Below are 26,316 nucleotides of genomic sequence, written 5' to 3' on the forward strand. Positions count from 1 at the left end.
TCCCAAAAATATCTGCTAGAGTTGTAGATTATAAAGAAAAGAAGATTCAATTGGTTTCATTGGAATATTTTATGTGAAAATTTCATTCTATTTTGTGTTTACAATAGGGGAGCACAAAAGAAGGAGGAAATGAAACATGAATAAAAAACATACGATTATGGCTGGAATTTTAGCTAGTGGATTATTAATCTCTGCCAATACAGCTAGTGCATCTATGAATACTGGGTTTTCACCAACTACTTCCGAGGCAAAGACATCCATTACTTACAACTTGGACGCTCCAAAAAGCTATTCCTTTAATGTAAAATGGAATTACAATACGCAATTAACATTTGCAAAGCTTCTAAATCTTAAAGATGTATCTAAGATTAATATTAATCAAGTTGATAAAAAACCAGTAGTTATAGATGAAGAAAATGAAAAGCCAATAGAAGAAGAAAAAGCTCCGGTTCCTGAAGTTGAGAAACCAGCAGAACCAGTAAAAGATACAGAAGTAGAAACTCCAGCTAAGCCAGCTGAAGAAAAACCAGCAGAACCAGTTGAAGAAAATGTAGTAAAAGAACCAGTAGTAAAAGAGCCAACGGAAGAAGCGAAAGAAGAGGTTAAAGTTACTTCTGAAATCCAACAAGTTGTCGATTTAACTAACAAAGAACGTGCTAAGGCTGGACTAAAAGCACTTCAAATTGATACAAAACTTACTCAGTCAGCACAAGCAAAATCACAAGATATGAAAAATAAAAACTATTTTTCTCATACAAGCCCAACTTACGGATCACCATTTGATCAAATGAAGTCATTTGGAGTTACGTATAAATCTGCAGCAGAAAACATCGCAATGGGTCAACGTACACCAGCAGAAGTAGTAGATGCATGGATGAAATCTCCAGGGCACAAAGCTAACATTATGAATGCTTCATATACTCACATCGGAGTAGGTTTATCTGATAGTGGTTATTATTGGACACAACAATTCATCGGTAAATAATGAAAACAAAAACGACGCACTTTGCGTCGTTTTTTATATACATATATTTAGTTTAGGGTTGTTCCCGCTGTAGTCGCAGCGTTGCACTTCAATTAAAATGAAGAATTTAAAAACTGTCAACCGAAGATAATTGCAAATATTATAGCAAAGTGGTTATGTTATCCAAAAATCTTTGCTAGACTTGTAGATTCTAAAGAAAGGAATATTCAATTGGTATCGGTGGAATATTTTATGGGAAAATTTCATTCTATTTTGTGTTTACAATAGGGGAGCACAAAAGAAGGAGGAAATGAAACATGAATAAAAAACATACGATTATGGCTGGAATTATAGCTAGTGGATTATTAATCTCTGCCAATACAGCTAGCGCATCTATGAATACTGGGTTTTCACCGACTACTTCTGAGGCAAAGACATCCGTTGAATACAATTGGGAAGCTCCAAAAAGCCTTTCCTATAAAGTGAAATGGAATAACAATTTGCAATTATCATTTGCAAAGCTCCTAAATCTTAAGGATGTATCTAAGATAAATATTAATCAAGTTGATAAAAAACCAGTAGTTATAGATAAAGAAAATGAAAAGCCACAAGAAGAAAAAGCTCCGGTTCCTGAAGTTGAGAAACCAGCGGAACCAGTAAAAAAACCAGAGGTGGTAACTCCAGCTAAGCCAGCTGAAGAAAAACCAGCAGAACCAGTAGTAAAAGAGCCAACGGAAGAAGCGAAAGAAGAGGTTAAAGTTACTTCTGAAATCCAACAAGTTGTCGATTTAACTAACAAAGAACGTGCTAAGGCTGGACTAAAAGCACTTCAGATTGATACAAAACTTACTCAGTCAGCACAAGCAAAATCTCAAGATATGAAAAATAAAAATTATTTTTCTCATACAAGCCCAACTTACGGATCACCATTTGATCAAATGAAGTCATTTGGAGTTACCTATAAATCTGCAGCAGAAAACATCGCAATGGGTCAACGTAGCCCAGCAGAAGTAGTAGATGCATGGATGAAATCTCCAGGACATAAAGCTAACATTATGAATGGTTCATATACTCATATCGGAGTAGGTCTATCTGATAGTGGTTATTATTGGACACAACAATTCATCGGTAAATAATGAAAACAAAAACGACGCATTGTGCGTCGTTTTTTTGTGTTCATTAATCAGATGGAAGAAGGTATATCAATAGAGAAGCGATAGTAATCCTAAGATTTCCGTTTCACGCGGACGCTTTCCCCGGGCACGGCTTCAATCTCCTCGTCACTCCGTTCCTGCGGGGCTTTCAGCTCGTGCTGTTCCCGCTCGAGTCGCCGCGTTGCACTCCAATCAATGGATATTATATCTTAACTTTAAGATTGAGCAGAGTAAGTGTTATAAAAACGATGATAAATAACATTTAATAATAGTAAATTAGTAAAAGCTCACTAGCTTGAGAGAAGTAGTAAGTAGCCCTATTTGATATTACTTGCAGGCTCATGCGTAGCGTTCGGCAGCGCACATCCGTGTAGAAAGCATCTTCTCCTTAATTGACATTTATTTACTCAGAATCGGCGGATACTTGCGTTGCCCAACACGTTACTAGCGATTATTGATCATTTACTTGCGCTTAGATATGACTTACTTGCGGGTTTTATTAACATCCAATGCAATAATGCGTCATTCTAGAAAGTGAATTCTGTTTACAAGCGATCTCTAGGATGTGCGCCTCCAAAGCCGCAGGAGCGCGAAGAATGAGGCTTCATAAAGGATGAAGAAGCGCTAGCGATTATCCTTGAAGGCTCATGAGTAGCGCGCGGCAGTGCACATCCGTGTAGAAAACACCATATTCTACATGAAGTAGAAGTTTCGAATGTAGTATCACTGCTTCTTCATTTTCTTCTGTAAATAAATAAGTCTAGAGGTAAGAGTGATTGCCCCTATAGACAACCCTACGATCAATCCAATCCAATAGCCAAAGCGCTCAAACGAAGTATAGTTGGCTAAGATATACCCAGTAGGTAAACCGATTATCCAATAGGAAATGATAGCCATGATAAATGTCATCGTCACATCTTTATAACCACGCAATGCTCCTTGAACTGGCGCTTGAACTGCATCAGATAATTGGAACAAGGCAGCGAAGAAGAAAAATTGAACCGTCAATTCGATTACATAACGATCGTCCGTATATATAGAGGCAATTTGCTCTCTAAATAACAACAAAATAGAAATTGAAAGTAAACTAAAGCATATAGCTGTTACCACACTCAACCAGCTATAGTCTCGCGCATCTGCGAATCGTTTTGCACCAATTTCATGCCCTACTAAAATAGTAGCACCCATTGCAATGCTCAGTGGCACCATATATAACAGAGAAGTGAAATTCATGGCTATTTGATGAGCGGAAATTACTTCGGTTGAATATACACTCATCAGTATTGTGACAGCCGAAAATATAGTTGTTTCTGCAAAAAGAGATATCCCTATGGGAACTCCAATTTTCATAAGTGTGCGTATTCTCACTATAGATGGCTTGGTCCAGCTGTGAAAGATTTTTAAATTTGCAAAGGGATTACTCCGAAGGACGATAATAATTGCGATAAGCAATATAACCCAGTAGGTAATTGCAGAAGCTAGTCCTGCTCCGACTCCACCTAACTCTGGAAAGCCCAATTTTCCGTATATAAGCAAGTAATTTAAGACAATATTAATAGGCGCAGATAATAGAGTGATGAACATAGAAACTCTTGTCTTCCCTAAAGCGTCGATAAAAGACCGTAAGACACTATATAAAAATAATGGAATCAGTCCAATACTCAGCATTAACAAATAATTCTTTGCTACGATGCGTACACTATCTTCAAGAGGTATTAAATTTAATACTGGGTCAATGAGCAGGAAAATTCCTAAAAAAACAATTATAGCTAGTACAATTCCAATATAAAATCCCTGTTGTACAAAGGTACGTACATCTTTCTTCTTTTTTGCTCCTATTAATTGTGCTACAATGGGCGTAATGCCTATTAATATACCGGTTAAGGCGGTATATACAGGTACCCATAAAGAAGAACCTATAGAAACACCAGCTAAATGGTTAATACTATATTTACTTGTCATTAAAATATCAAAGAAGGTCATTAAATAGAGTGCAATTTGTGTGATTAATATGGGCAATACGATTTTAATCATATACTTACTTTTTTCTGGTAGAGTTCTCATTTCGTGCATGTTGGCATACATCCTTTAAAGTTATAAAATTAGTTAGGAGATTATTAATGAATAATAACACAATTGTATTAACTGGTGGGGGAACGGCTGGTCATGTTTCGTTAAACGAAGCTATAATACCCGAGTTAATAGAGAAAAAATATAATATCCATTATATTGGATCGTATAATGGTATAGAAAAAACAATCATTGGGGAGAGATTTCCTGAAATTCCTTATCATCCTATTTCAAATGGGAAGTTAAGAAGATACTTTTCACTGAAAAACCTTTCCGATCCATTTAAAGTATTGTATGGTACATTACAAGCTTTATCCGTACTGAAAAAAGTGAAACCTTCTATCGTATTTTCAAAAGGAGGTTTTGTCTCTGTTCCTGTAGTGCTTGCAGCAAAACTTTCGAATATACCAGTAGTGATTCATGAATCAGATTTAACGCCTGGTCTAGCTAACAAAATTGCCTCGTCGTTTGCTGAGCATATTTTTACTGTTTTTGAGGAGACATTAAGACACTTACCGGATAATAAGGCCTCATCTATTGGAGCGATATTACGCCCAGATTTATTTCATGGTGATGAAAAAATTGCAGAACAATTAACCGGTTTTGATGCAATGAAAGAAACGATTATCATTATGGGTGGAAGTCAAGGCTCTGCGAAGATAAATGATGTCATCAAAGAAAATATCGAGCAACTTACACGCAGATTTCAACTGATTCATCTATGTGGTAAGGGAAACAAAGATGAATCATTAGTTGGGAAACCAAATTATATAGCATTTGAATATGTTACAAATGAATTACCTCATTTGATGAAAATGTCTGATTATGTAATTAGCCGAGCTGGCTCAAACTCTATTTTCGAGTTTCTCGAATTAAAAAAACCCATGTTACTTATTCCGTTATCAATCCACGCAAGTAGAGGGGATCAGGTGTTGAACGCAAAATACTTTGAGAAAAAAGGATTTGCATATGTACTTGAAGAAGAAAACCTTACTGCTACTACTTTTATGGATTCTTTAAATCGCATTGTTGGGGAAAAGGAAGAAATGATCGATCGTATGTTCGAGGCTAACTCTTCTAGAACGCCAGAGCAGTTTGTAGATCTATTATTAACCTACCAAAAATAACAAACTCCCGTCACTATTGCGTTGTGACGGGAGTTTTTTTACATTGCCTGTTCCTCTTCGTTCTCTTGTTGCATCAGTACTAAGTGGAACAAGTCTTTTGGTATATAGTATAGATCAAATACTTCATTTGCAGCATTGATTTCTGCGTAGATAGAAGGATGTGATTCATTAGCTTTCAATGCATATCTAAGTTTTTCCGTGGCACGAATACTTTTACTATTGTTTTTGCGAATTCGTAAAAATACAGTATGAATATCTAATTCAAAGAAAAGTTCCTGCAAAAATTGTTCTTTTGCCTTTTTATTGTATCCTAGACCTTGAAATGGACAGCCGATCCAAGTGCCTAAAAATCCTGCTCCATCTTCTACATCAAACAGATTAATTGTTCCGATTGGTTGCCCAAAGTCGCTAACAATTGTTCGAGAAATAACGGTTCCTTTTTCTTCTTCTTCCATTAACTGTTTCGTAATAAACCAATACTCATCAGCCGAACTTGCTTTTTGACGTACAAAAGGCAAAATAGTTGGTTCAGACATTAGTTCATAAAGAGATGTACATTCGAATAAATCTCGTTTTTTTATCAAAAAAAGCGCCCCCTAAAAAGAACCAATAAATGAGCTGAGTCATCCTAGTTCCCCTGAAATTTTTCACTTCATAGTGCATAAAAAATTTCGGGGTAGGAATCGAACCTACTAGGACCAGCTCAAAACTGGTGGCGCACCATTTGCCTTCCCTCGGCAAAGCGAACTTTGCCTTATAAAATTATTTGCATTAATAATATACTTCGTTTTTTCTGTTTTGCATAGTAGAAAGTTTTTTAAAAATTATTAAACTTTTTTAAAAGATATTTCAAAATATAAATGTTAAATGCTTGTATGTTTCTCCTTAAATACATATGATTAAATTAACTTAGTATAGAACTTGACAGGAGTTTTTAAATAGATGTCTCAATCCTTCTTAAACCATAATCAATTCCACTTATTATATGATTTAGCTGATGAATATGTGTTCTTTATGCGTAAAGAAGATTCTTCTTATGTGTATGAGTTTATCAACAAAAAAGCCGAGGAGCTTTTCTCGGAAAATCCTATAGGGAAATCATTGGAAGAATGCTTCAGTGAATTTCATAATAAAACTATTATTCAAAATTATAATCGTGCATGCTTGCAAAAAAAATCTATTTGCTACCAGGATCATTATTGTGTACAAAGTGAAACACTTATTAATGAAACAATTGCTATCCCCATTTATGAAAATGGATCTACTTATATTTTAGCTACAACTAAAGAAGTTTCTCGTTCACAGCATTTGAAAGAATCTACCTATGTTTTAGAAAATTATCGTAAAGCTATTAATGAAGTTGCATTGGTTGCAATGACAAATCAAGATGGAATAATTGAAGTAGTAAACGAATTATTTGAAACTACAACCAAGTTTTTAAAGGAGGAAGTAATAGGAAAAACATTTCATATGATAAATTCGAATTATCATGATGAAACCTTTTTCTCCAATATGTGGGAAACGATATATAATGGGGATATTTGGAATGGTCAAATGCGTAATCGAACTAAAGATGGCTCCTTTTTTTGGGTAAGCGCAACTATTGTGCCTATTAAAAATGATTTAGGGCAAATTGAAAAATTTTTAACAATACAATTTGATGACACGGAAAAGAAACGTATGTTGAACGAGCTACGAAATATTGAACGCTCCTTTAATTTGATAACGGAACATTCAAATGATTTAATAGCGATAACTGATGCAGAAGGTTACTTACTCTATTCATCACCAAGTCACGAAACAATATTAAAATATGATAAAGAAGAGTTGCTTGGTAGTTATTATTTTAAATTGATAACTGATCAAACTGACCTAGTAAGTTTCTCTAAGTTAAAAATGTTAGATAAGTTCCGAGTAGAACTTCCCCTACAAACAAAGGATGGAAACTCTATTTGGACAGATACGTCTGTTACTACAGTAAAGAGCACAGTAGATGATGAGGAAGAAAAATGGTTCGTTATTGTATCTCGTGAAATTACAGAAAAAAGAGCTTTAGAAGATCAGCTGAAGTTTATGGCTTTTCATGATAGCTTAACTAGCCTACCTAATCGTCGTTCCTTTAATGAAGATTTTCTAGATTATATTTCTTCTGTTAGTTCAGCTTTTCCAAATGTTGGCTTATTGTATATTGATGGCGATAATTTTAAAGCGATTAATGATCGATATGGACATGATGTTGGAGATCAATTTTTAACCCATTTTGCTGAAACGCTTCAGATTAGTTTACACTATAAGTATAATGTATACCGTATTGGTGGCGATGAATTTGTCATAATCATTGATCAAATTGCAGATTATGTGAATGGTAGGAGCAATACAGTTGAAGGGATCGTTCAAACAATTCAGCGAAATTTACGTAAAGGTTGGGCCATAGATGAATTTTACTTTTCGCCAACTTCGTCTATTGGGATTGCTATGTTCCCGAATGATGGGTCTTCTATCGACGAGCTATTAGATAATGCAGATCAAGCGCTTTATACGGCTAAGAAAAATGGAAAGAACAATTACATATATTCCAATGCCGTTCATACTTAATGGAACGGCTTTTTCTTTCATTTAGGCTATGCTATATTTTATTGTTGGGACCATAATGGAAAGGATGGAAGAGATGATGCAGCATATTCTACTAATAGAAGATGAAGTAAATATTGCGAAGTTTGTGGAGTTAGAGTTAAAGCATGAAAACTTTCAAGTTTCCGTTTCTCATGATGGACGCGAAGGAGCAGATTTAGCATTAAATCATGCTTATGACCTGATGCTAATCGATGTCATGTTGCCAAATCTAAACGGACTGGAAATATGTCGAAGAGTACGCAAAAAGAAAAATACACCAATTATTCTAATTACTGCAAGAGATGCGATTATAGATCGCGTATCAGGTCTTGAGTCAGGGGCTGATGACTACGTAGTGAAACCTTTTGCTATTGAGGAGTTGTTAGCAAGAATACGAGCAGTTCTAAGAAGGGTAGAGCCCTCTTTAGAAAACGTAAAAAGTGAATTGACTATCCAAGGGTTAACAGTTGAACAGAAAGCTCATCAGGTTTTCTATAAAGGGAAAGAGATTGAACTAACGAAAACTGAATACGATATGCTTGTCTATTTAATGGAAAATTATAATATGGTGTTGTCTAGAGATGCCATTTTGGAAAAAGTTTGGGGATATGATGTAGAGGTTGAAACAAATGTAGTAGATGTATACATAAGGCATCTTAGAAAAAAACTTCCTGCGGAAATTGCAGCCATTATTGAGACAGTTAGAGGCGTAGGGTATGTGATGAGATGATCAAAAAATGGACTTTACAACGTAAATGGACGTATGCTTCAGCGATTTCCATATTTTTAAGTTTCCTTATGATGTGTATTATATTATATTTTTCGCTCTTCAATTGGCTGCAAATTTCCGAGAAAAAAACTGCTCAAAATACTTTGGATGAGGTAACTCATTTTTTCAAATCTAATGGTCCCATCATCTCAATTCAGGATATTCAAAAAAATAGAACACTACTCAATCAATTGGTCAATCAAAAACAATCAATTCGTGTATTGAATGAAGATGGTATCGAAATTCTTAGAATCAATGATGCTAGCGATTTCCCAAAATCCTTTTCACTTCAAACGGATGAATTTGTTAGAGAAGAAATAGATGGAAAAGTAGTTTTTCATAAGGTAGCGGAAATAGACTTTGGTTTGTTTAAAGGATATGTACAAATCTCGCACAGTTTAGAAAGCTTTACTCAGCTCATGAATTATATATTAATAGCCATGGGCATATTCGCACTCATAGCTCTTGTTCTATCGGCGTTAATAGCCTTTATGTTATCCTCTATTTTACTGAAACCTATTAAAGAACTGAGGGATGAGATGCAGCTTGCAAAACAGACTAAGTTTTCTAAAAAAGTGAGTTTTCAATATGATAATGAAGATGAAATCGGAGAGCTACTAAAAATTTACAAGGAATTGATGGGTGAAGTATCCAAAACGATTACGAGACAAGACGACTTTATCCATAATGTATCTCATGAATTGCGTACCCCTGTGCAGGTAGTGGAGGGGCATTTATCGCTATTGAATCGCTGGGGAAAAGAGGATCGCTCCATATTAGATGAGTCTCTGGAAATATCCCTCACGGAAATACAAAAAATGAAGTTATTAATCGAAGAAATGTTAAAACTAGCTAAAAATGAGCATAATAATATGAGAGAAGCTACTTCTGTCATATCTATCTTTCATCAGCTACAGCAAAATTATTTACAACTATCACCAGAGACAACAATCGTAATTCAAGGAGATGAAGAAGCAAAAGTACTTGTTCCGCCTACAGCCCTAGAACAAATACTGCGTAATCTAATAGAAAATGCGATAAAATATAATGATAAAAGACCGTATATTAAAGCGACAGTCGTAAATAACGCAGATCAAGTGCAGATTACATTGGAAGATAATGGAGTTGGCATCAAAGAATCCATGTTTCCCAAAATTTTCGAACGCTTTTTTGTTGTTGATGAAGCTAGAACTAAAAATAAAGGCGGTTCAGGTTTGGGATTAAGTATAGTCAAAAGCTTGGTAGTTGAATACGGTGGTACTATTTCTGTAGCAAGTGAAAAAGGAGAATGGACAAAATTTTACATTTTATTCCCTAAATTAACAAGTGAATAATCATTCAGTGTAAAAGTATAATAAATTAGATAATTTCCTATTTTTTTTGAAAAAAACCATTGTATTTTTTTCCTATAGTAGTAAGATTGAGATGGAAAAATTGTTCTTATATAAGGATAGTTTGAGACTATATAAAAGAGTGGTAAACTATATATGTATCTGCGTGTATTTTTTTCATGTATAACTGGAACTTTTTTATCCATTAATTTGTATTTTTGATAAATGCCTAGAAGGCACAAAATGTTGGAGGTTTTTCTAAATGTCGAACAATCGAACACCTTGGTCAGCTTTTTCTGGTCCTAACCTTGGTTATGTGATGGAGCAGTATGATGTGTTTTTACAGACTCCTGACGATGTGGATCCTGAATTAGTAACGTTATTTCAGCAGTACGGGGCACCTAAGATTCCGGCTTCAGTCTCATCTTACAGCTCTGATACACCTGTAGTAGAGCCGAATAATTTTGAGAAAGTGCTTCATGCAATTCAGCTTGCAGATGCTATTCGTACTCATGGTCACTTAACTGCTAATATTTATCCATTAAATGATGGTCCAAAAGAAGATTCTAAGATAAATCTTGATACTTATGGTTTAACAGAGCAAGATTTGAAAGAAGTACCTGTTTCTTTCCTAATTAGCAATGCACCAGCAAATATTGCGAATGGTTTACAAGCAATCGAACATTTACGTTCGATGTATACTGATAAAATTGCATTTGAAATTGCTCATATTGTCAATTCAGAAGAACGTGCTTGGTTACAAGAAAAGATTGAAAAAGGTGCTGTGAAGGAAAAACTATCTGCCGAAGACAAAAAACAATTACTTAAACGTTTAACGCAAGTAGAAGGATTTGAGAAATTCATTCATCGTACTTTTGTGGGAGCAAAACGCTTCTCAATTGAAGGTTTAGATTCTTTAGTTGTATTAATGGATGAGTTAGTTCGTCAATCAGACAAAACAAAAACAAAACAAGTAAATATTGGTATGGCTCATCGTGGCCGTTTGAATGTATTAACTCATGTTCTTAACAAACCTTATGAAATGATGTTTGCAGAATTTGCACACGTTCCTACTGAAACATTTCTACCAAAGGACGGGTCGCTTGAACTTTCTGAGGGCTGGTTTGGGGACGTTAAATACCATAAAGGGGCAAGTTACCGCTCACAAACAGGTTTGAAAGTAAAACTTGCTTATAATCCTTCGCATTTGGAAGTTGTAAGTCCAATTGTTACGGGTCAAACACGTGCTGCACAAGAAACAACAGATGCAGCTGGTTACCCAGTTCAAGATAAAAATGCTTCTTTTGCTATCTTAGTACACGGTGACGCTGCTTTCCCAGGGCAAGGGGTAGTAACTGAAGTACTGAATTATAGCCGAGTTCGTGGATATCAAACAGGTGGTTCCATCCATATTATTGCGAATAATATGATTGGTTTCACTACTGAACATTATGATTCACGCTCTACCAACTACTCATCTGATCCAGCAAAAGGGTATGAAGTGCCAGTAATTCATGTGAATGCTGATGATCCTGAAGCGGTGATTGGCGTTGCTAAATTTGCACATGAATATCGCCAAAAATTTGGAAAAGATATCGTTATTGACCTATTAGGTTATCGTAGATATGGTCATAACGAAATGGATGAACCTTTAGTAACTAATCCAACTATGTACCATTCGATTCATAAACATCCTACTGTTCGAGAAATATATGGTAAGCAGTTAGTTGAAGAAAGTTTAATTGAATCTTCTGAAGTAAAAACATTAGACGAATCGGTTTTCACTGAAATGCAACAAGCTTATGACCGTGTGAAGGAACTTCCTCAATCCACTGTTCATGACATCGTTATACCACAAGTAGTATTAAATGGTATGCCGGAAATTCAAACAGGAATTGAAGAGAGTAAGCTTGCTAAGATCAATGAGGAGCTACTTACTTGGCCAACTGAGTTTAGCGCATTTAAAAAGTTAGCAAAAATATTGAAACGACGTGAAGAGCCATTTAAAGGTAAGGGTAAGGTAGATTGGGGCCATGCAGAAACACTTGCATTTGCAACGATTTTACAAGAAGGTAATTCTATTCGTTTATCTGGTCAGGATGCCCAACGTGGGACATTCTCCCATAGACATTTAGTCCTTCATGATGAAAAAACTGGGGCCGAATTAACACCAATTCACGCTATTAGTGATGGAAAAGCATCATTCGTAGTGCATAACAGTCCACTTACGGAAGCGGCAATTCTAGGGTATGAATTTGGATATAATTTAGAAGATAATAATTCACTAACTATTTGGGAAGCGCAATACGGCGACTTTGCTAACATGGCTCAAGTAATGTTTGATAACTTTATCAGTTCTGCTCGTGCTAAATGGGGTCTTAAATCTGGCTTAGTAATGCTATTACCACATGGAGCTGAAGGCCAAGGATCTGAGCATTCAAGTGCTCGTTTAGAACGTTATTTACAATTAGCTGCTGAAAATAACTGGACTGTAGCAAACCTATCAAGTGCGGCTAACTATTTCCATATTTTACGCAGACAAGCAAAAATGCTTAAAGAAGATGCAATTCGTCCATTAATAATTGTTTCACCAAAATCATTATTGCGTCATCCTTTAGTTGGAGCGGATGTGGCTGAATTGACTTCAGGTCAATTTGAAACAATTATTGAGCAACCAGGTTTAGGTCAACAAGTAGAAAAAGTAGAGAAAATTGTTTTTGTTAGTGGTAAACTTGCAATAGACTTGGCAGACAAAGTAAAAGATGGAGCAGATTTCGATCATGTTCATATTGTACGTGTTGAACAACTATATCCATTCCCACAAGAAAAGATTCAAGAAATTGTGTCTCGTTTCCCAAATGTGAAGCAGCTTGTTTGGGCGCAAGAAGAAACACAAAACATGGGTTCTTGGAACTTTGCTTTACCATATCTACTAGAAATAGCGAAAGACCAAGAAATAACTTATGTTGGTCGTGTGCATAGAGCAAGTCCCGCTGAAGGTGACGGAGATACTTATAAAGTAGAACAAACTCGAATTATTGAAGAGACATTAAAAAGCTTATAAGATAGGAAAGACAAGAGGAGGAAATACAAGTGGCAGAAATTATAGTTCCTGAGTTAGCAGAATCGATTACAGAGGGTACCATTGCACAGTGGTTAAAACAACCAGGTGATACAGTTGAAAAAGGTGAGTTCATCGTAGAACTTGAAACAGATAAAGTGAACGTTGAAGTTATCTCGGAAGAAGCTGGAGTAGTTAGTGAACTTTTAGCAGCTGAAGGAGATACAGTTCTAGTAGGTCAAGTAATCGCAGTAGTAGGAGCTGGTTCAGGTTCAACAACATCAGCACCAGCTGCACAACCTGAAGCAAAAGAAGAGGTTAAAGCTCCTGAAGCACCTAAAGCAGCACCAGTTGCTGAAGAAACTTCAAATGAGCAAGACCGTACTATTGCTAGCCCAGCAGCGCGTAAATTAGCTCGAGAAAAAGGCATTAACTTAAGTGAAATTTCACCTGTAGATCCAATGGGGCGTGTTCGTGTACAAGACGTTTCAGCTCATGGTTCTGCACCAACACCTGTAAAAGCAGCATCAGCTCCTACAGCTAGTGCACCAAAAGAAGACGATGGCCGTACAACTCGTGAAAAGATGTCTCGTCGTCGTCAAACAATTGCTTCACGTTTATTAGAAGTAAGACAAAATACAGCTATGCTTACAACTTTCAATGAAATTGATATGACAAATGTTATGGCATTACGTTCACGTAAAAAAGATCAATTCTTTGAACAGAATGACGTGCGTCTTGGGTTTATGTCTTTCTTCACAAAGGCTGTAGTAGCAGCACTTAAAAAATATCCATATGTAAATTCTCAAATCGATGGAACAGATATCGTAAAAAATAACTTCTATGATATTGGTATCGCCGTTTCTACAGAAGGTGGTCTTGTAGTTCCGATCGTTCGTGAAGCAGACCGTAAAAACTTTGCAGAAATCGAAGCTAATATTGGAGAACTTGCTAAAAAAGCTCGTGATAACAAGTTAGCTCTATCTGATATGTCAGGTGGTTCTTTCACTATCACTAACGGTGGAGTATTCGGATCTTTACTGTCAACACCTATTCTAAATGGAACACAAGTTGGTATTTTAGGAATGCACACAATCCAAAAACGTCCAATCGCTGTTGGAAATGAAATTGAAATCCGTCCAATGATGTACGTGGCATTATCCTATGATCACCGTGTTATTGACGGAAAAGATTCAGTAGGATTCTTAAAAACAGTTAAAGAATTACTTGAAAATCCAGAAGACCTATTACTAAATAGTTAACAAAAAGGACTCCCAGAATGGGAGTCTTTTTCATTCCAAAATTAAATAAGCTAGATATTTTAAAGAATAAGATCTATCCGATAACACCGCTGATTTCCATTTCAGGTGGATGCTTTCCACGAGGTGTGCTATAAAAAATCACCAGGCCGGTTGTGATGTCATATCTGTCTCACTCGTCCCACTGGTGAAGCTACACTTCACTACAATCAATAAAGGGGTTAGTACTCAATTAAGATTTTGCATTGCTTAACACTGTAGTAATAGAGTTAGTTAAAAAAGTGCCTGGTAATGTAATCCTGTCACCGATGTTGAAATATGGTAGCGTTTTTTACTATTTGCACTGAAATTTAGCGCTTTTTATAAAAAGTATATAAATGTAGCTTTATTTCTAGTATTTCTAGCGTTTTTATAGTGATTTATTGATTATATAAATAGATTTGCTTTAAGGATGGTAGAGATCAGAGAAGAAGGAGGGGGTGCTCGAAATTGTATCTTCGAGCGTCTCTTTCAAGTGTAGGAAAGAAATTCTTCTCTTATCCCGAAAAGTATTTGTAACCTGTTTCAAAAAGTTGTAGGAGAGCGAAAGACCGGGAATGGTAATCATAATAAGGTTACCGAGAAAAGAAATGCTGGTTGTGACATCAGTCACAACCAGCATTTTCTTAAAGAACAAGAGTTATCCAAAAGTACTTTTAATTTCCGTTCATCTGGATTAAGAGGTTTTCACTTTTGGTGTTCTTTTTCTTGGAGTAGGTTTTTTCTTTTTCGTTTTATCAAGGGATGCTTGAAGTGCAGACATTAGATCGGTCACATTTGATGGCAATTCTGTCTGTTTTTCGCTTGTCGTTACTACATTATTTCCAGCCTTTTTCTCTTCTATAAGCTCCATTAAGGAAGTTCGATAATCGTCTGTGTATTTTTCTGGTTCAAACTCTGTAGTTAATTGATCAACAAGCATTAGAGCAGTATCCAGTTCTTTTTTTACTACAGTTTGCTCAGCTGGAATATTAGGGACATCTGCAGTACTACGAACTTCATCAGGGAAGTGAATTGTTTCCATGATTAAAGTTTCTTTATATACTCGCACAATTGCTAATTGCTCTTTAGAACGAATCATGATTTTAGCAACTCCGATCTTACCTGATTCATGCAATGCTTCTCTTAATAGAGAGTATGCTTTTCCACCACCACTATCAGGTGCCATAAAATAACTGCGCTCAAAGTAAATTGGATCTATTTCTTCTAATTTTACAAAGTCTATAATTTCTACAGCCTTATCCTCATTTTCTTTTTTCAGTTTTTCTAATTCTTCTTCATCTAAAATGACAAACTTGTTTTTAGAGTATTCATATGCTTTGACGATATCTTCATTCTTTACCTCTTGTTTGCACCCTTCACAAACCTTTGCATAGCTTATTGGGGTATGGCATTCTTTATGGAGCTGACGTAATTTTATATCCTTATTTTCAGTTGCTGCATGAAGCTTTATAGGAATATTAACTAAACCAAAGCTGATACTTCCTTTCCAAACTGTATGCATTATGTTCACCACTTTTTCTTTTTCTTCTTACTATGCAATCTTTCCGTTCTTTTTATGTATCAAAAGTAGAATTAATTAGAAAACTAAAGAAAAACATTGGAAGTAGGTAAACAATTGATGCCGCCGATGTTTGAGGACAGAAGTCCCTATATAATGTTGAATAGTACAGGAGATTCACTTTGTGGTTTATAATTTTAGAGGATGGCTTTTAAAATAATTCCATAAAAGAGTTAAAGAAGCTAACAACCTACTACATCTAGGCCGTTAGCTTCTTTAGTTATCTCTGAACATTTGATAAAAATTTTCCGTGCTTTTAAAGGCTTCCTTTGAGTAGCTAACTGAACACTTGTTTTTATCCCTAAATAGCAACAGCATCCATCACTTCAATGTTTACCAAACGAATAATCCCACAAGCATTGCGCTTAACAGAGAAACAGCCATTCCGCTGACCAATAGCTTCCATACATTTTTACCGATGATCTTTGAACGTTCTTCACCTAAAGTAGAGCTATATGTGCCATAAATCATGCCGACTGTACTAAAATTGGCGAATGAAGTCAAGAAAGTAACAGCAACAGCAATCGTATGTGGATTCAAGTCTTGGAGATGGTTTTTTAAGTTCATCATGGCCACAAATTCGTTAGTCGAGAGTTTAATCCCCATTAACGAAGCAACATACGTCGCATCTTGGATGCCCAATCCAAGCAAGATTGCAAATGGGAAGAATATGACACCGAAAATCTTTTCGATTGTCAATCCATCTATAAAGAAACCCAGAATACCATTAAGAGCGGTGGTTAATGCTACATATCCGATTACCATCGCTAAAATTACAATGACCATTTTCATTCCGATAAGCATACTGTTTGAGATGGTAGAAAAGAAATCTTGACGTTCTTCTTTAGGAGGCACATAAACAATATCGTCTTCTTTGCTAACCTCTATAGGATTTAAAATACTTGCCAGTAACAGGGCATTTAAACAGTTTAACGGAATTGCTGCAAACACGTACTCGGCAGGAACCATCGATAAATATGCCCCAATAATCGAACCACTTACACTGCTCATGCTCATGATTCCGAACGTCAATAGACGATGATCTTTAAGAACGGTCAGCTGTTGACGGATAACAGCAAGAGCTTCCGTATTTCCAAGAAACATCATTTGAATCGAGAAGAAGCTCTCCAGCTTTGGCAAGCCGGAAATTTTCGAAATAACCCATCCTACTTTATCTATGATCCAGGTCATAATTCCAAAATAAGATAAAATATCGAAGAAAGTCACAATGAAAACAATAGGCAGTAAGGCGCTAAAGAAGAAATCAACTGATTCATTCGCCATCACAGAAGGAAATGCAAATGAGATTCCTGCATTGGCGGATGATACCAACCATGTAAAGAAGGAAGCAATTTTATTAATCGTCCATGCCCCTATCGTGGTCGATAACATAAACCAGGTAATAAGCAATTCAGCGATGAGCAAGCTGAGGATAGAACGCCATTTAATTTTCTGTTTATCAGGCGAACAAAGGTAGACGAGACCTAGCACAACAAATATGCCTAATATATTTAATAAAAAGAACATGTAATCAACTCCAACTTTATTTTCCCCAAAATAAAAACTCTTATTCATTCATCCCTTCAGTCGCCAGACAGAAAGTATGAAAAAATAAGAGTTTTATATTAATTACACAGGGTGGTTTAAACATTAATCTATTTAGTGGTAAAAGATCAATTCGAATCACCTTACTTAATATCTCTCTTTTTCATGCTTCCTTGTAGTCCGGCATTTATAGCGGCTGCCAGGTAGAAACTATCAGGCCGAGTTAAACTGATATTATACAAGGATAATAATTTGTGGATTATTTTTTAGGAATAGTGATCATTATATACTAGTGTTTGGGACGAAACAATATAAATGAATAATGTTGTAATGTTAAAAATTATTATAAAAGTGAGTGTTTTCCCACCTTTTATGTATCAAAAGTAGAATAAATTAGAAAACTAATGAAAAACATTGGAAGTAGGTAAACAATAGATGCCGATGCTTTTAACTGCCTCAATGGAAGTTCCAGTAGGAAATGAGTGGGTGTATGAAACGAAATATGATGGATTCCGATGCATTTTAGAATGGGAACATGAGCCTTTACTGAAAAGTAGAAATGGAAAATTACTAAATGATATGTTTCCAGAGATTATTAACTTTTGTCATGAGATTTTTAACCAAATTAAAAGCTTTTTACCACTAACGATGGATGGAGAATTAGTGTATTTAATAAATAATTTTCAAAGTGATTTTTCCAAAGTTCAGTTAAGAGGTCGTTTGAAAAATGTCGAGACTATAAAAAATAATTCACAAATATTTGCTTGTCATTATATTGTATTTGATTTGCTCGAATCTAAAGGATGCGACTTGACAAATCTTTCTTTAAGTAAGCGAAAGCAGCAACTGGATCGACTGTTTAAAAAAGCCCTGCTTCCTGTATCTATAAATTATCAAGATACAAATAGATTGCAGGCCATTGATGTATTTAAAGACAATACACTATTGTGGGATAGAATAGTCACAAATAATGGAGAAGGGTTAATCGCTAAACAAAAAAATAGTACATGGAATAGCGCCAAGCGGACTACCAAGTGGTTAAAAATAAAAAACTGGAGATTTATAAGTGTCATTTTAACTAAATATGATAAAAGTAATGGCTTTTTTCATGGTGCACTTTATAAAGATACCTCTTTATTAGAAGTAGTTACATTTCGTCACGGACTATCCGAGATAGAGCTAGATACATTAATAGCATTATTTCAATCGAATGGGACAAAATTATCCAATAATATTTGGGAAATAGAACCGTCCATTTGCGTAGAAATTGCTTGTATTGATTTTGATGGAAAAAAATTAAGGGAACCAAGATTTCATTCCTTTAATTTGAATAAAGACATACTGGATTGTAATTGGCAACAAATGTATAAACAATTATATCCCTTACCACCAACTACAATGATGACCCATCCAGATAAGCCTATATGGCCTGACTTGGGAATACAAAAAGATGATTATCTATTGTACCTGCACCGAATATCGCCATACATTTTACCTTTTCTAAAGGATAGGCATCTTACAGTTATTCGTTTTCCACATGGAGTAACAGGAGAAAGTTTCTATCAGAAAAATAGCCCAGAATATGTTCCAGAATTTATTGCGACAAAGCAAATGGACGATATTAACTATATGATGTGTAATGATTTAGAATCATTACTCTGGTTAGGAAATCAGCTGGCTTTAGAATTTCATGTCCCTTTTCAAACAGTAAATACGAATAATCCGACTGAGGTTGTATTTGACTTGGATCCACCCTCGGTTCATGAGTTCTCATTGGCAGTTGAAGCTGCTCTGCGTATGAAAGCAATATTTGATCAATTTCAGCTTAAATCTTATGTTAAAACCTCTGGTGGGAAGGGTATTCAGCTTTATATTCCACTAGTGGAGGATAGCTTTACATATGAGGAGACTGGTATTTTCACTAAATTTATATCTGAATTTTTAGTAGAGCAAGATCCCAAGTGGTTCACTACTGAAAGGTTGAAAAAGAATCGTGGGAATAAATTGTATTTGGATTATGTTCAACATAAGGAAGGCAAAACGATAATCGCTCCATTTTCACCAAGGGGGAATGAGTTGGGGCTTATCGCAACTCCACTTCAATGGAAGGAGGTTAATGAGTTCTTAAAACCAGATACCTTTTCGATTCCATATGTGTTAGATCGCATAAAAAACGAGGGGAATCCCTTTCATGACTTTAGAGTAAATTTGGAAACAGAGAAATTTTCGCTTATATTAAACCAATTAAAAGCCCTAATGAAAAATAATTTATTGTTGTAAATAAAAAACGTACGTTCGAATACAATGGTAAAAAGGAGGGAACGAACGTGCGTAATGATTTAGTGAAATATTTTAATCGTGGTTGGATTGTCGAGTTAATATATGTATCAAAAGCTGGTGAAATCAGTAAGCGTAAAGTAAGGATACTCAAAATACAAGGAGATATATTCTATGCATATTGTTTAAAGCAGAAAGCGAAAAGAACATTTCTAATCGATCATGTACTAGCTCTTGTTCCCATATTACCTCAGGAAAGAGGAGCTATATAATTCTCTCCACATATTCATGCAATGATTAATTGAAAAAAGTTGCCTTGAATCGTATACTAGTAATAAAGGAAGTGGTTATATGATACATACAAATTGGGCAACAAAACCAACTATTAAAACAGTGACATGTTCGCAAACAGATGCTAAAAAATTTCTTGTGAGTAATGTGCTTACTGTTGGAAAAACATATGAAGTTAAAAATGAAACAGAGGAATTTATATTTGTGATTGACAACACAGGAAAAGTTGGCGGCTACTACAAAGAATATTTTCAATAAAAAAACCGATGTAATCTCATCGGTTTTTTTTCATAAGGAGACAAGAGCAGAATATGAAAGATATAGTAAAGGAAGAACAACAGAAGAGATTGATTCGAGTGCATTCCGAACAAGACGCAGCTCTTATTGGTGCGGGTGGGTATCTTTCGCCAGAAGAACATTTACTCGAGGATGTACTTATTGCTGTTTCATTAAAGAAGCCTGTTTTGTTAAAAGGACCGACAGGAGCAGGAAAAACGAAGCTTGCTGAAACGGTTTCAGAATTTTTCGCGCAGCCTATTCAAAGTATAAACTGTTCAGTTGACCTAGATGCAGAGGCTTTACTTGGATTTAAAACAATAGTGACAAGTGAAGGAGTAAGTGTAATTGATTTTGTAGATGGCCCTGTAGTAGAAGCTATGAAAAAAGGGCATATTTTATATATTGATGAGATAAATATGGCGAAATCAGAGACGCTTCCTATTTTACATAGTGTACTGGATTATAGAAGAATGCTAACAAACCCTTTTACAGGAGAAGTAATAAAAGCGCATCCCGATTTTTCGGTTATTTCTGCGATCAACGAAGGTTATATAGGGACTACACCTATGAATGAAGCGTTGAAAAATCGTTTCGTTTCTTTTTCCATTCCATATATTTCAGGTGAACATCTTGAAAAACTATGGCAAGAGATGTTTCCAGCAGCGCCGAGAGCATTACATATCCTTATGCTGAATCTAGCCAATGATTTAATGGAACAAGTCAAACAAGGGTTACTATCAGAGGAAGCGGCATCTATTAGAAGCCTGCTATATGCTACTGAATTGGCGCTATACATGGAGCCGATTAGAGCGATTACATATGCTATTGCAGAAAAGCTAGAGGATGACCAAGAAAAACAGCTTGTATTAGCATTGGCCGCTTCTTGGATAAAGTGAAACTTCAATCAGGGGGGTGTTTCTTGCCTAATTGAAATTAATCAAAACTTACCCTATGCTTGCAGGAAGCTAGTCACATAGTCGAAGCCACGCGACGTGCCGTTTTTCGTCTATGTTCTAAGGCGGGCTTTGATGTGCAGTTATCTCCCACTTCCGCTTGGTTACTTTAGCTAAGCCTTGAAGTTGGAGTCATACTCTCCGTTAATTCGGGATAAAGTGAGGGAGATAAATGGGTTCAGTTGACCGTTTTATACAGTTCAATAATGAAACTATAGATGCTAGAGAACTAATGCACTATGAAAATGTAGCAAAAGCTTTAACAAAAAATACGTTTTTAGCAATAAATGAACGTAAACTAATGGAATTTCAACCAGGGGAACAGACTATTTCTTTAAGTGTGTTTTGGAGACATCGCGAGGAACATGTGATGCGTGCCGGTAGAATGTCTGACATTTTCCTTATGGCAGAAGGATTCTGGAAGTATTTTGATGTATCAAATTGGCAGGATTTTCAGGAAGAGAAACCAAATAATCTACCAAAATTCATGGATCAGTTGTTGTTTTGTTTAGAAGAATTTCGAATGATCGAAATGATTCAGAAAAAAAGAGTTGGTACGCAAAAAACATTTCAAACTCGTATAAAAACTTATATGGATTTTCATAGACAGCAGCTCCGAGTGAATGTACAAAAAGGATTCTTAGCTGACGCATTTATAAGTTATTTATATATTTCCCTATATGAAGGTACGATGTATGTTAAGGGCCCAGATATTTTTTATCTAGCAAATAGCATCATTCAAAAGATATACGAATCTAAAAATACTCAACAATCTATAAATTTGGTTTATCAGCTTTATTTTCTTTTGAGCGAATATGTGAAAGAGGATAGCTTACTGCAATATTACGCAATTATTTCTTACTCAAGTATAGCAACGAAGGATTTTCACTACCATAAAGGGGTAAAAAATTCTCAAACTGGTGAAGAGGGTGAGAAAGATACGATTGAAGAGATATTTAGATCTTGGCACCGGGAAAATGAGCAGGAAAATGGTGTGCATCTTCAATATGAACTAGAGCATGGAAGAGATGGAAAAGCGGAACAAGCAGTCGATGCCGAGGAAGGGCAAGAGGGGCATGAAATTACGTTGACTGGAATGGGTCAGTCTAGCGGTAACAGTAAGGAAGGACAGGTGGAACTATCCAATAATGATCAATCCAGTGATTTGAAAAAAGCTGGTAAATCATTTGGTAAAGAACATACAAACGTTGTTTACAAGGAACAACGTATTGTAATCACTAGTCCTTCTGACAATAAGCATCTACTCTACAAGTACCGTCAGGAGCATGCGCCATATCTAAAGGCATTTGTGCAAGAGATGAAAAAACGGTTAGAGCAAAAACGTCTAGATAAACGTACTAACTTAACAAAGGGAAGGCTATCTACAAAATTAACAGCTCTTTGGACAGATGAAAGACCTAAACCCTTTTATAAAAAGAACGCTCCAAGCATTCGATTAAATGCCGTTTTTGGTTTGTTAGTTGACGGTTCTGCTTCCATGCAGGATAAGATGGAGGAAACAAGAAAAGCTGTTTTACTTTTTCATGATGTATTAAGAGAGCTGAAAATTACGCATGAAGTTGTACTGCATTATGAAGATGCTTATGAGGCTACGGAAACATCCCAACCGAATGCATTTGAATGGGTTCATAAGTTAGAGGATGGGCAAAAAGATAACGGCTTAGATATTCTTTCTATGGTTGCTCATGAAGATAATAGGGACGGGTTTGCAATAAGATGGATGGGAAAACGATTAGAAAATAGACCCGAGGCTCATAAGTTCCTTCTTGTATTTTCGGATGGTGAGCCTTCTGCATTTGGTTATGCCCAAAATGGTATCATGGATACAGCAGAGGCAGTGTTAGAGCAGGAGCAACTTGGTATAACTGTTTTACATTTATTTTTAAATGATCAAGAGGCAACAGAGGAGCAGCTGAATTTATTCCGCTTAATTTATGATAAGAAATCAGCTACTGCATCTTCATTAGAAAAGTTTTCTGAGGAAACACTTCGATTACTTCGAAAAATGCTTCATCTTGTTGTACAAAGTTCCTAAGTGAGGAAGCTTAATATGTTTATGAACCAAAAAATAGGGAATAAATATAATCGAGGATTTTTCTCGGTAACTTGTTCCTCTTATAAAGTCTCTTAAACAAATCACCGAGCACAAACTACAATTTATGGAAGGAGAATCGTTCCTATTGAATTGGTATGAAAAGCTCAATCAATATTTTCCAGTCGATGAAATGAAATCTCGAGTTCATATGGAAACACTTTTAGCTGATAAAGAAAATGTGTATATAAAAGATGAAGGTCCAAAGCACGTATTGATGTACGTGGAATTTGAAAACTTTATCTTTGTGGATTATTTATTTGTTTCAAAGGAAGCTCGCGGTGAAGGTCTTGGTCGGAAATTATTGAATAAATTAAAAGAGAAGAATAAGGTTATTTTATTGGAAGTAGAACCTATTAACTATGAAGATACAGATTCAGAAAAACGTCTAAAATTTTATGCACGTGAAGAATTCAAACACGCAACCCGCATTGGATACTCACGACGTTCTCTTGCAACCGGTGAAAGTACCATTTTGGAAATTTTATATTGGTCCCCATCAGATGAAGATGAATATGCAATTTACGAAGCCATGAAATGGACCTATGAAAATATCCACACGTATAAAGACGAGCATTTTTATGGTGATTCCTATGACTCGTCTCATGAGGTATTAGTGTTTAATGATGAAAGTAAGAAAAACATGTTGAAGTCATACTGATAGAATATAACAATTTAGTCTACCAGGTACTTAACCAGAACAGGGCTTTCTTATAAAATTGTAAATCTAAATAGCAAGAAAAGAATTCATTTTAAATCAATGCTGATTTTTAAATGAATTCTTTTTGTTAGTATTAAATGTGATTTCTAACCTCTTGTGCTCAATATCTATTAGGAAGAGCGGTGTTTAGATTGGTCAGCTATGAGGAGAAGACGTTGTTTCAATTCTTCTTCCATGCGACCGATTTCTATTTCTGCAGCTTTTCGTTTTACACGGCCATCTGCTTGAATACGCATAGTTTCTTCAATTGTTTGCAATAAGTTTTCTTGTGTTTTCTTCAATGTATCGATTTCAACAATTCCTCGTTCATTTTCTTTTGCGGTTTCAATGCTATTAACCTTTAGCATCTCCGAGTTTTTTAGTAATAGGTCATTCGTTGTTTTAGTAACTTGTTTTTGTGCTGCAACCGCTTTTTGCTGACGATTTAATGTTAATGCGATCGCGATTTGGTTTTTCCAAAGTGGGATAGAAGTCATAATGGATGACTGAATTTTTTCTGCAAGTGTTTGATTGGTTTGCTGGATCAGACGAATTTGTGGTGCGCTTTGAATCGTTATTTGTCGAGATAGCTGTAAATCATAAACCCTTTTTTCTAGACGATCCACAAATTGAGCCATATCATTTACTTCTTGGAATGCCATTTGATCATTGGATAGTTCTGCTTTACGTCTTAACTCTGGAATAGTTACATTCACTATGTCATCTCGTTTTAATTCTGCTGCAGCAATGTATACGTTTAATGCTTGGAAATAGGTTTTATTTTGATCATAGAGTTTATTGAGCATTTGAACATCTTCAACAAGTCCTCGTTTGGAATGTTCCAATTGGATTCCAATACGGTCTATTTGTGTACTAAGTTTTTGATACTTAGTCATTAGTTCTTGTACGGATCGATTAACACGACTAAATAATTTTTTGATACCTGATTTTTTCTCAGTTGATAGTTCCTCTGGATTAATCTGGGATAGTTTACTCATTAAATCACTTAAAATATCTCCAACTGGTCCAATATCCTTCTTTTGGACATGGTCTAACATTTGGTGCGAAAAACGGGTGAGTTCTGATTGTGCATTAGCACCGTAGGTTAAAATTGCCTCATAGTTACCAGCTGGAATCTGTTCTGCTAGTTGGCGAGCCTTTTGTTGCTCTGCTTCAGATAATCTATCTATCAATTTGGTTGGAGTTGCTTCTGTTTCTGCGGAAACGGCTTGTGGTTTGGCAGTATCCAAATTAAATGGACTAGATAATAATTCATCCATTAATATATCGTCATTTGTATTTGATAACTTTTCGTTCATTTTCTGATTCTCCTTCTAAATATAAAGGTTTTTCTGTTTGTTTAACGGATAATTTGGCAAAATCTAATTCCATTTTAAGGAGCTCCACATCAGAGGCTAGTACATTGTTTAAATCCTCTTCCATTACTGTACTAATAGATTCTAGTGTATCACGTGTGTCTTGTAATGCTAATTTCATATCCTTGTTCTTCACTGGTTGTGAAACCAACAATGTATATTTTGATGTTAGTTCTACAGCAGAATCTAAATGTGCATAAAAGAAATTTTCAGCCTGGTAAAATTTTTTTGGATCAGATTTAACAAGTGAAATAATCCGTTTTGCTAATCGATTCATCTCGAATAATTGTTTAAACGAACTGATAGAACGTACTTTCAAATATTGACTATTTAAAGCTTTTATCTTTTTATTAGCTTCTTTTAACTGTTGTTGAATATGGAAATACTCAGATAGAGTCATTTGATGTTTTTTCATAATCCGTCTTTGTTGTATTTTCTTTATCGTAAAATTAGAGACAACATATACTCCGATAGCTAAAGCGGAGCTCCAGAAAAATCCACTTTCAACGGAAAAAAAGAAAACAAACCAAGAAGTGATCATAATCGGTATATTTAAGCAATGTCGTATGAAGGTTTGAGCTACTTCATTCATGATGTTCCCTCCTTTTTCCCGCATAACGGGCAGTAATACTCCCACTTCAAAGCTTGGTATCGAGTAACAAAGCATAAGTGGAGAATAACTCCCCGTAAAAGCCCGAATGGTTCGGACCAACAGGATGTTGGTCACTCAGGCATTGCCGCACGATGTGGCTATTTTTGCCTGAGTTCAGTTTTTCAATTAGTGGAGGATGAAGAAAATCCGCACTGATTGAAGCTTTACTTTTTCTATACTAC

The 26,316-nt window shown here is 35.6% G+C and carries 20 protein-coding genes and 1 riboswitch; of the genes, 14 read left to right on the forward strand and 6 right to left on the reverse strand.

The genetic code is table 11. The features are described from left to right. The first annotated feature begins 136 nt into the window (after window positions 1–136). Window positions 137–985 carry a CAP domain-containing protein gene (locus tag KD050_RS20350; RefSeq protein ID WP_235753864.1) on the forward strand — a complete coding sequence of 283 codons (849 nt, stop codon included), beginning with the start codon at window positions 137–139 and terminating at the stop codon, window positions 983–985. 296 nt (window positions 986–1,281) lie between these two features. Beyond that, a complete protein-coding gene (locus KD050_RS20355) occupies window positions 1,282–2,100 on the forward strand; it encodes a CAP domain-containing protein (RefSeq protein WP_211894107.1) in 819 nt (272 codons plus the stop codon). Between the two features lie 741 nt (window positions 2,101–2,841). On the opposite strand, the gene KD050_RS20360 is transcribed toward KD050_RS20355, so the two are convergent. Continuing rightward, window positions 2,842–4,191 carry an MATE family efflux transporter gene (locus KD050_RS20360; protein WP_211894108.1) on the reverse strand — a complete coding sequence of 450 codons (1,350 nt, stop codon included), beginning with the start codon at window positions 4,189–4,191 and terminating at the stop codon, window positions 2,842–2,844. A 47-nt stretch (window positions 4,192–4,238) separates the two neighbouring features. Here KD050_RS20360 and KD050_RS20365 point away from each other — a divergent pair, with 47 nt between their 5' ends. After that, window positions 4,239–5,315: an undecaprenyldiphospho-muramoylpentapeptide beta-N-acetylglucosaminyltransferase gene (locus KD050_RS20365; RefSeq protein ID WP_211894109.1), complete on the forward strand. Its 1,077-nt coding sequence runs from the start codon at window positions 4,239–4,241 to the stop codon at window positions 5,313–5,315. Between the two features lie 38 nt (window positions 5,316–5,353). Here the strand turns inward: KD050_RS20365 and KD050_RS20370 are convergent, their stop codons facing one another. Beyond that, window positions 5,354–5,899: a GNAT family N-acetyltransferase gene (locus tag KD050_RS20370; protein WP_211894110.1), complete on the reverse strand. Its 546-nt coding sequence runs from the start codon at window positions 5,897–5,899 to the stop codon at window positions 5,354–5,356. A 358-nt stretch (window positions 5,900–6,257) separates the two neighbouring features. Here KD050_RS20370 and KD050_RS20375 point away from each other — a divergent pair, with 358 nt between their 5' ends. From KD050_RS20375 to odhB, 5 genes are all read left to right on the forward strand, one after another. Continuing rightward, window positions 6,258–7,910, forward strand: coding sequence for a sensor domain-containing protein (locus KD050_RS20375; RefSeq protein ID WP_211894111.1), 1,653 nt, complete (start codon window positions 6,258–6,260; stop codon window positions 7,908–7,910). Between the two features lie 73 nt (window positions 7,911–7,983). Then, window positions 7,984–8,658, forward strand: a complete 675-nt coding sequence (locus KD050_RS20380) for a response regulator transcription factor (RefSeq protein WP_211894112.1) — start codon at window positions 7,984–7,986, stop codon at window positions 8,656–8,658. After that, window positions 8,655–10,031, forward strand: a complete 1,377-nt coding sequence (locus KD050_RS20385) for a HAMP domain-containing sensor histidine kinase (RefSeq protein ID WP_211894113.1) — start codon at window positions 8,655–8,657, stop codon at window positions 10,029–10,031. Before KD050_RS20380 ends, KD050_RS20385 begins: the two co-directional genes overlap by 4 nt. Before the next feature lie 259 nt (window positions 10,032–10,290). Continuing rightward, window positions 10,291–13,092, forward strand: coding sequence for a 2-oxoglutarate dehydrogenase E1 component (locus KD050_RS20390; RefSeq protein WP_211894114.1), 2,802 nt, complete (start codon window positions 10,291–10,293; stop codon window positions 13,090–13,092). A 29-nt stretch (window positions 13,093–13,121) separates the two neighbouring features. After that, entirely contained in the window at window positions 13,122–14,351 is a 1,230-nt protein-coding gene (gene odhB, locus KD050_RS20395; protein WP_211894115.1) for a 2-oxoglutarate dehydrogenase complex dihydrolipoyllysine-residue succinyltransferase, read from the forward strand. A gap of 712 nt (window positions 14,352–15,063) precedes the next feature. On the opposite strand, the gene KD050_RS20400 is transcribed toward odhB, so the two are convergent. After that, window positions 15,064–15,891: a non-homologous end joining protein Ku gene (locus tag KD050_RS20400; RefSeq protein ID WP_211894116.1), complete on the reverse strand. Its 828-nt coding sequence runs from the start codon at window positions 15,889–15,891 to the stop codon at window positions 15,064–15,066. A gap of 390 nt (window positions 15,892–16,281) precedes the next feature. Beyond that, window positions 16,282–17,475 carry a NupC/NupG family nucleoside CNT transporter gene (locus KD050_RS20405; RefSeq protein WP_211896380.1) on the reverse strand — a complete coding sequence of 398 codons (1,194 nt, stop codon included), beginning with the start codon at window positions 17,473–17,475 and terminating at the stop codon, window positions 16,282–16,284. 174 nt (window positions 17,476–17,649) lie between these two features. Next, a riboswitch (purine riboswitch) is annotated at window positions 17,650–17,755 on the reverse strand. A gap of 173 nt (window positions 17,756–17,928) precedes the next feature. Between KD050_RS20405 and KD050_RS20410 the strand changes: the two genes are divergently transcribed. The 6 genes from KD050_RS20410 to KD050_RS20435 all read left to right on the forward strand — a co-directional run bounded on the left by KD050_RS20410 (window position 17,929) and on the right by KD050_RS20435 (window position 24,067). Next, window positions 17,929–19,773 carry a DNA ligase D gene (locus KD050_RS20410; protein WP_211894117.1) on the forward strand — a complete coding sequence of 615 codons (1,845 nt, stop codon included), beginning with the start codon at window positions 17,929–17,931 and terminating at the stop codon, window positions 19,771–19,773. 47 nt (window positions 19,774–19,820) lie between these two features. Next, the gene (locus tag KD050_RS20415) at window positions 19,821–20,042 is read left to right on the forward strand and encodes a transcriptional regulator (RefSeq protein WP_211894118.1); all 222 of its coding nucleotides are present in this window, start codon (window positions 19,821–19,823) and stop codon (window positions 20,040–20,042) included. Between the two features lie 79 nt (window positions 20,043–20,121). After that, a complete protein-coding gene (locus tag KD050_RS20420; protein WP_211894119.1) occupies window positions 20,122–20,319 on the forward strand; it encodes a DUF6501 family protein in 198 nt (65 codons plus the stop codon). Between the two features lie 53 nt (window positions 20,320–20,372). Continuing rightward, window positions 20,373–21,236: an AAA family ATPase gene (locus KD050_RS20425; protein ID WP_211894120.1), complete on the forward strand. Its 864-nt coding sequence runs from the start codon at window positions 20,373–20,375 to the stop codon at window positions 21,234–21,236. 229 nt (window positions 21,237–21,465) lie between these two features. Continuing rightward, window positions 21,466–23,349 carry a vWA domain-containing protein gene (locus tag KD050_RS20430; protein WP_211894121.1) on the forward strand — a complete coding sequence of 628 codons (1,884 nt, stop codon included), beginning with the start codon at window positions 21,466–21,468 and terminating at the stop codon, window positions 23,347–23,349. 145 nt (window positions 23,350–23,494) lie between these two features. After that, window positions 23,495–24,067, forward strand: a complete 573-nt coding sequence (locus tag KD050_RS20435; protein WP_211894122.1) for a GNAT family N-acetyltransferase — start codon at window positions 23,495–23,497, stop codon at window positions 24,065–24,067. A gap of 170 nt (window positions 24,068–24,237) precedes the next feature. Here KD050_RS20435 and KD050_RS20440 read toward each other — a convergent pair whose 3' ends face one another. Both KD050_RS20440 and KD050_RS20445 read right to left on the reverse strand, forming a co-directional pair. Continuing rightward, complete coding sequence (locus KD050_RS20440) at window positions 24,238–25,425, reverse strand: toxic anion resistance protein (RefSeq protein WP_211894123.1); 1,188 nt, start codon at window positions 25,423–25,425, stop codon at window positions 24,238–24,240. Then, a complete protein-coding gene (locus tag KD050_RS20445; protein ID WP_211894124.1) occupies window positions 25,397–26,074 on the reverse strand; it encodes a 5-bromo-4-chloroindolyl phosphate hydrolysis family protein in 678 nt (225 codons plus the stop codon). The genes KD050_RS20440 and KD050_RS20445 overlap by 29 nt, the downstream gene beginning before the upstream one ends. Window positions 26,075–26,316 lie beyond the last annotated feature (242 nt).

The sequence above is a fragment of the Psychrobacillus sp. INOP01 genome (assembly GCF_018140925.1).
GTDB lineage: Bacteria > Bacillota > Bacilli > Bacillales_A > Planococcaceae > Psychrobacillus.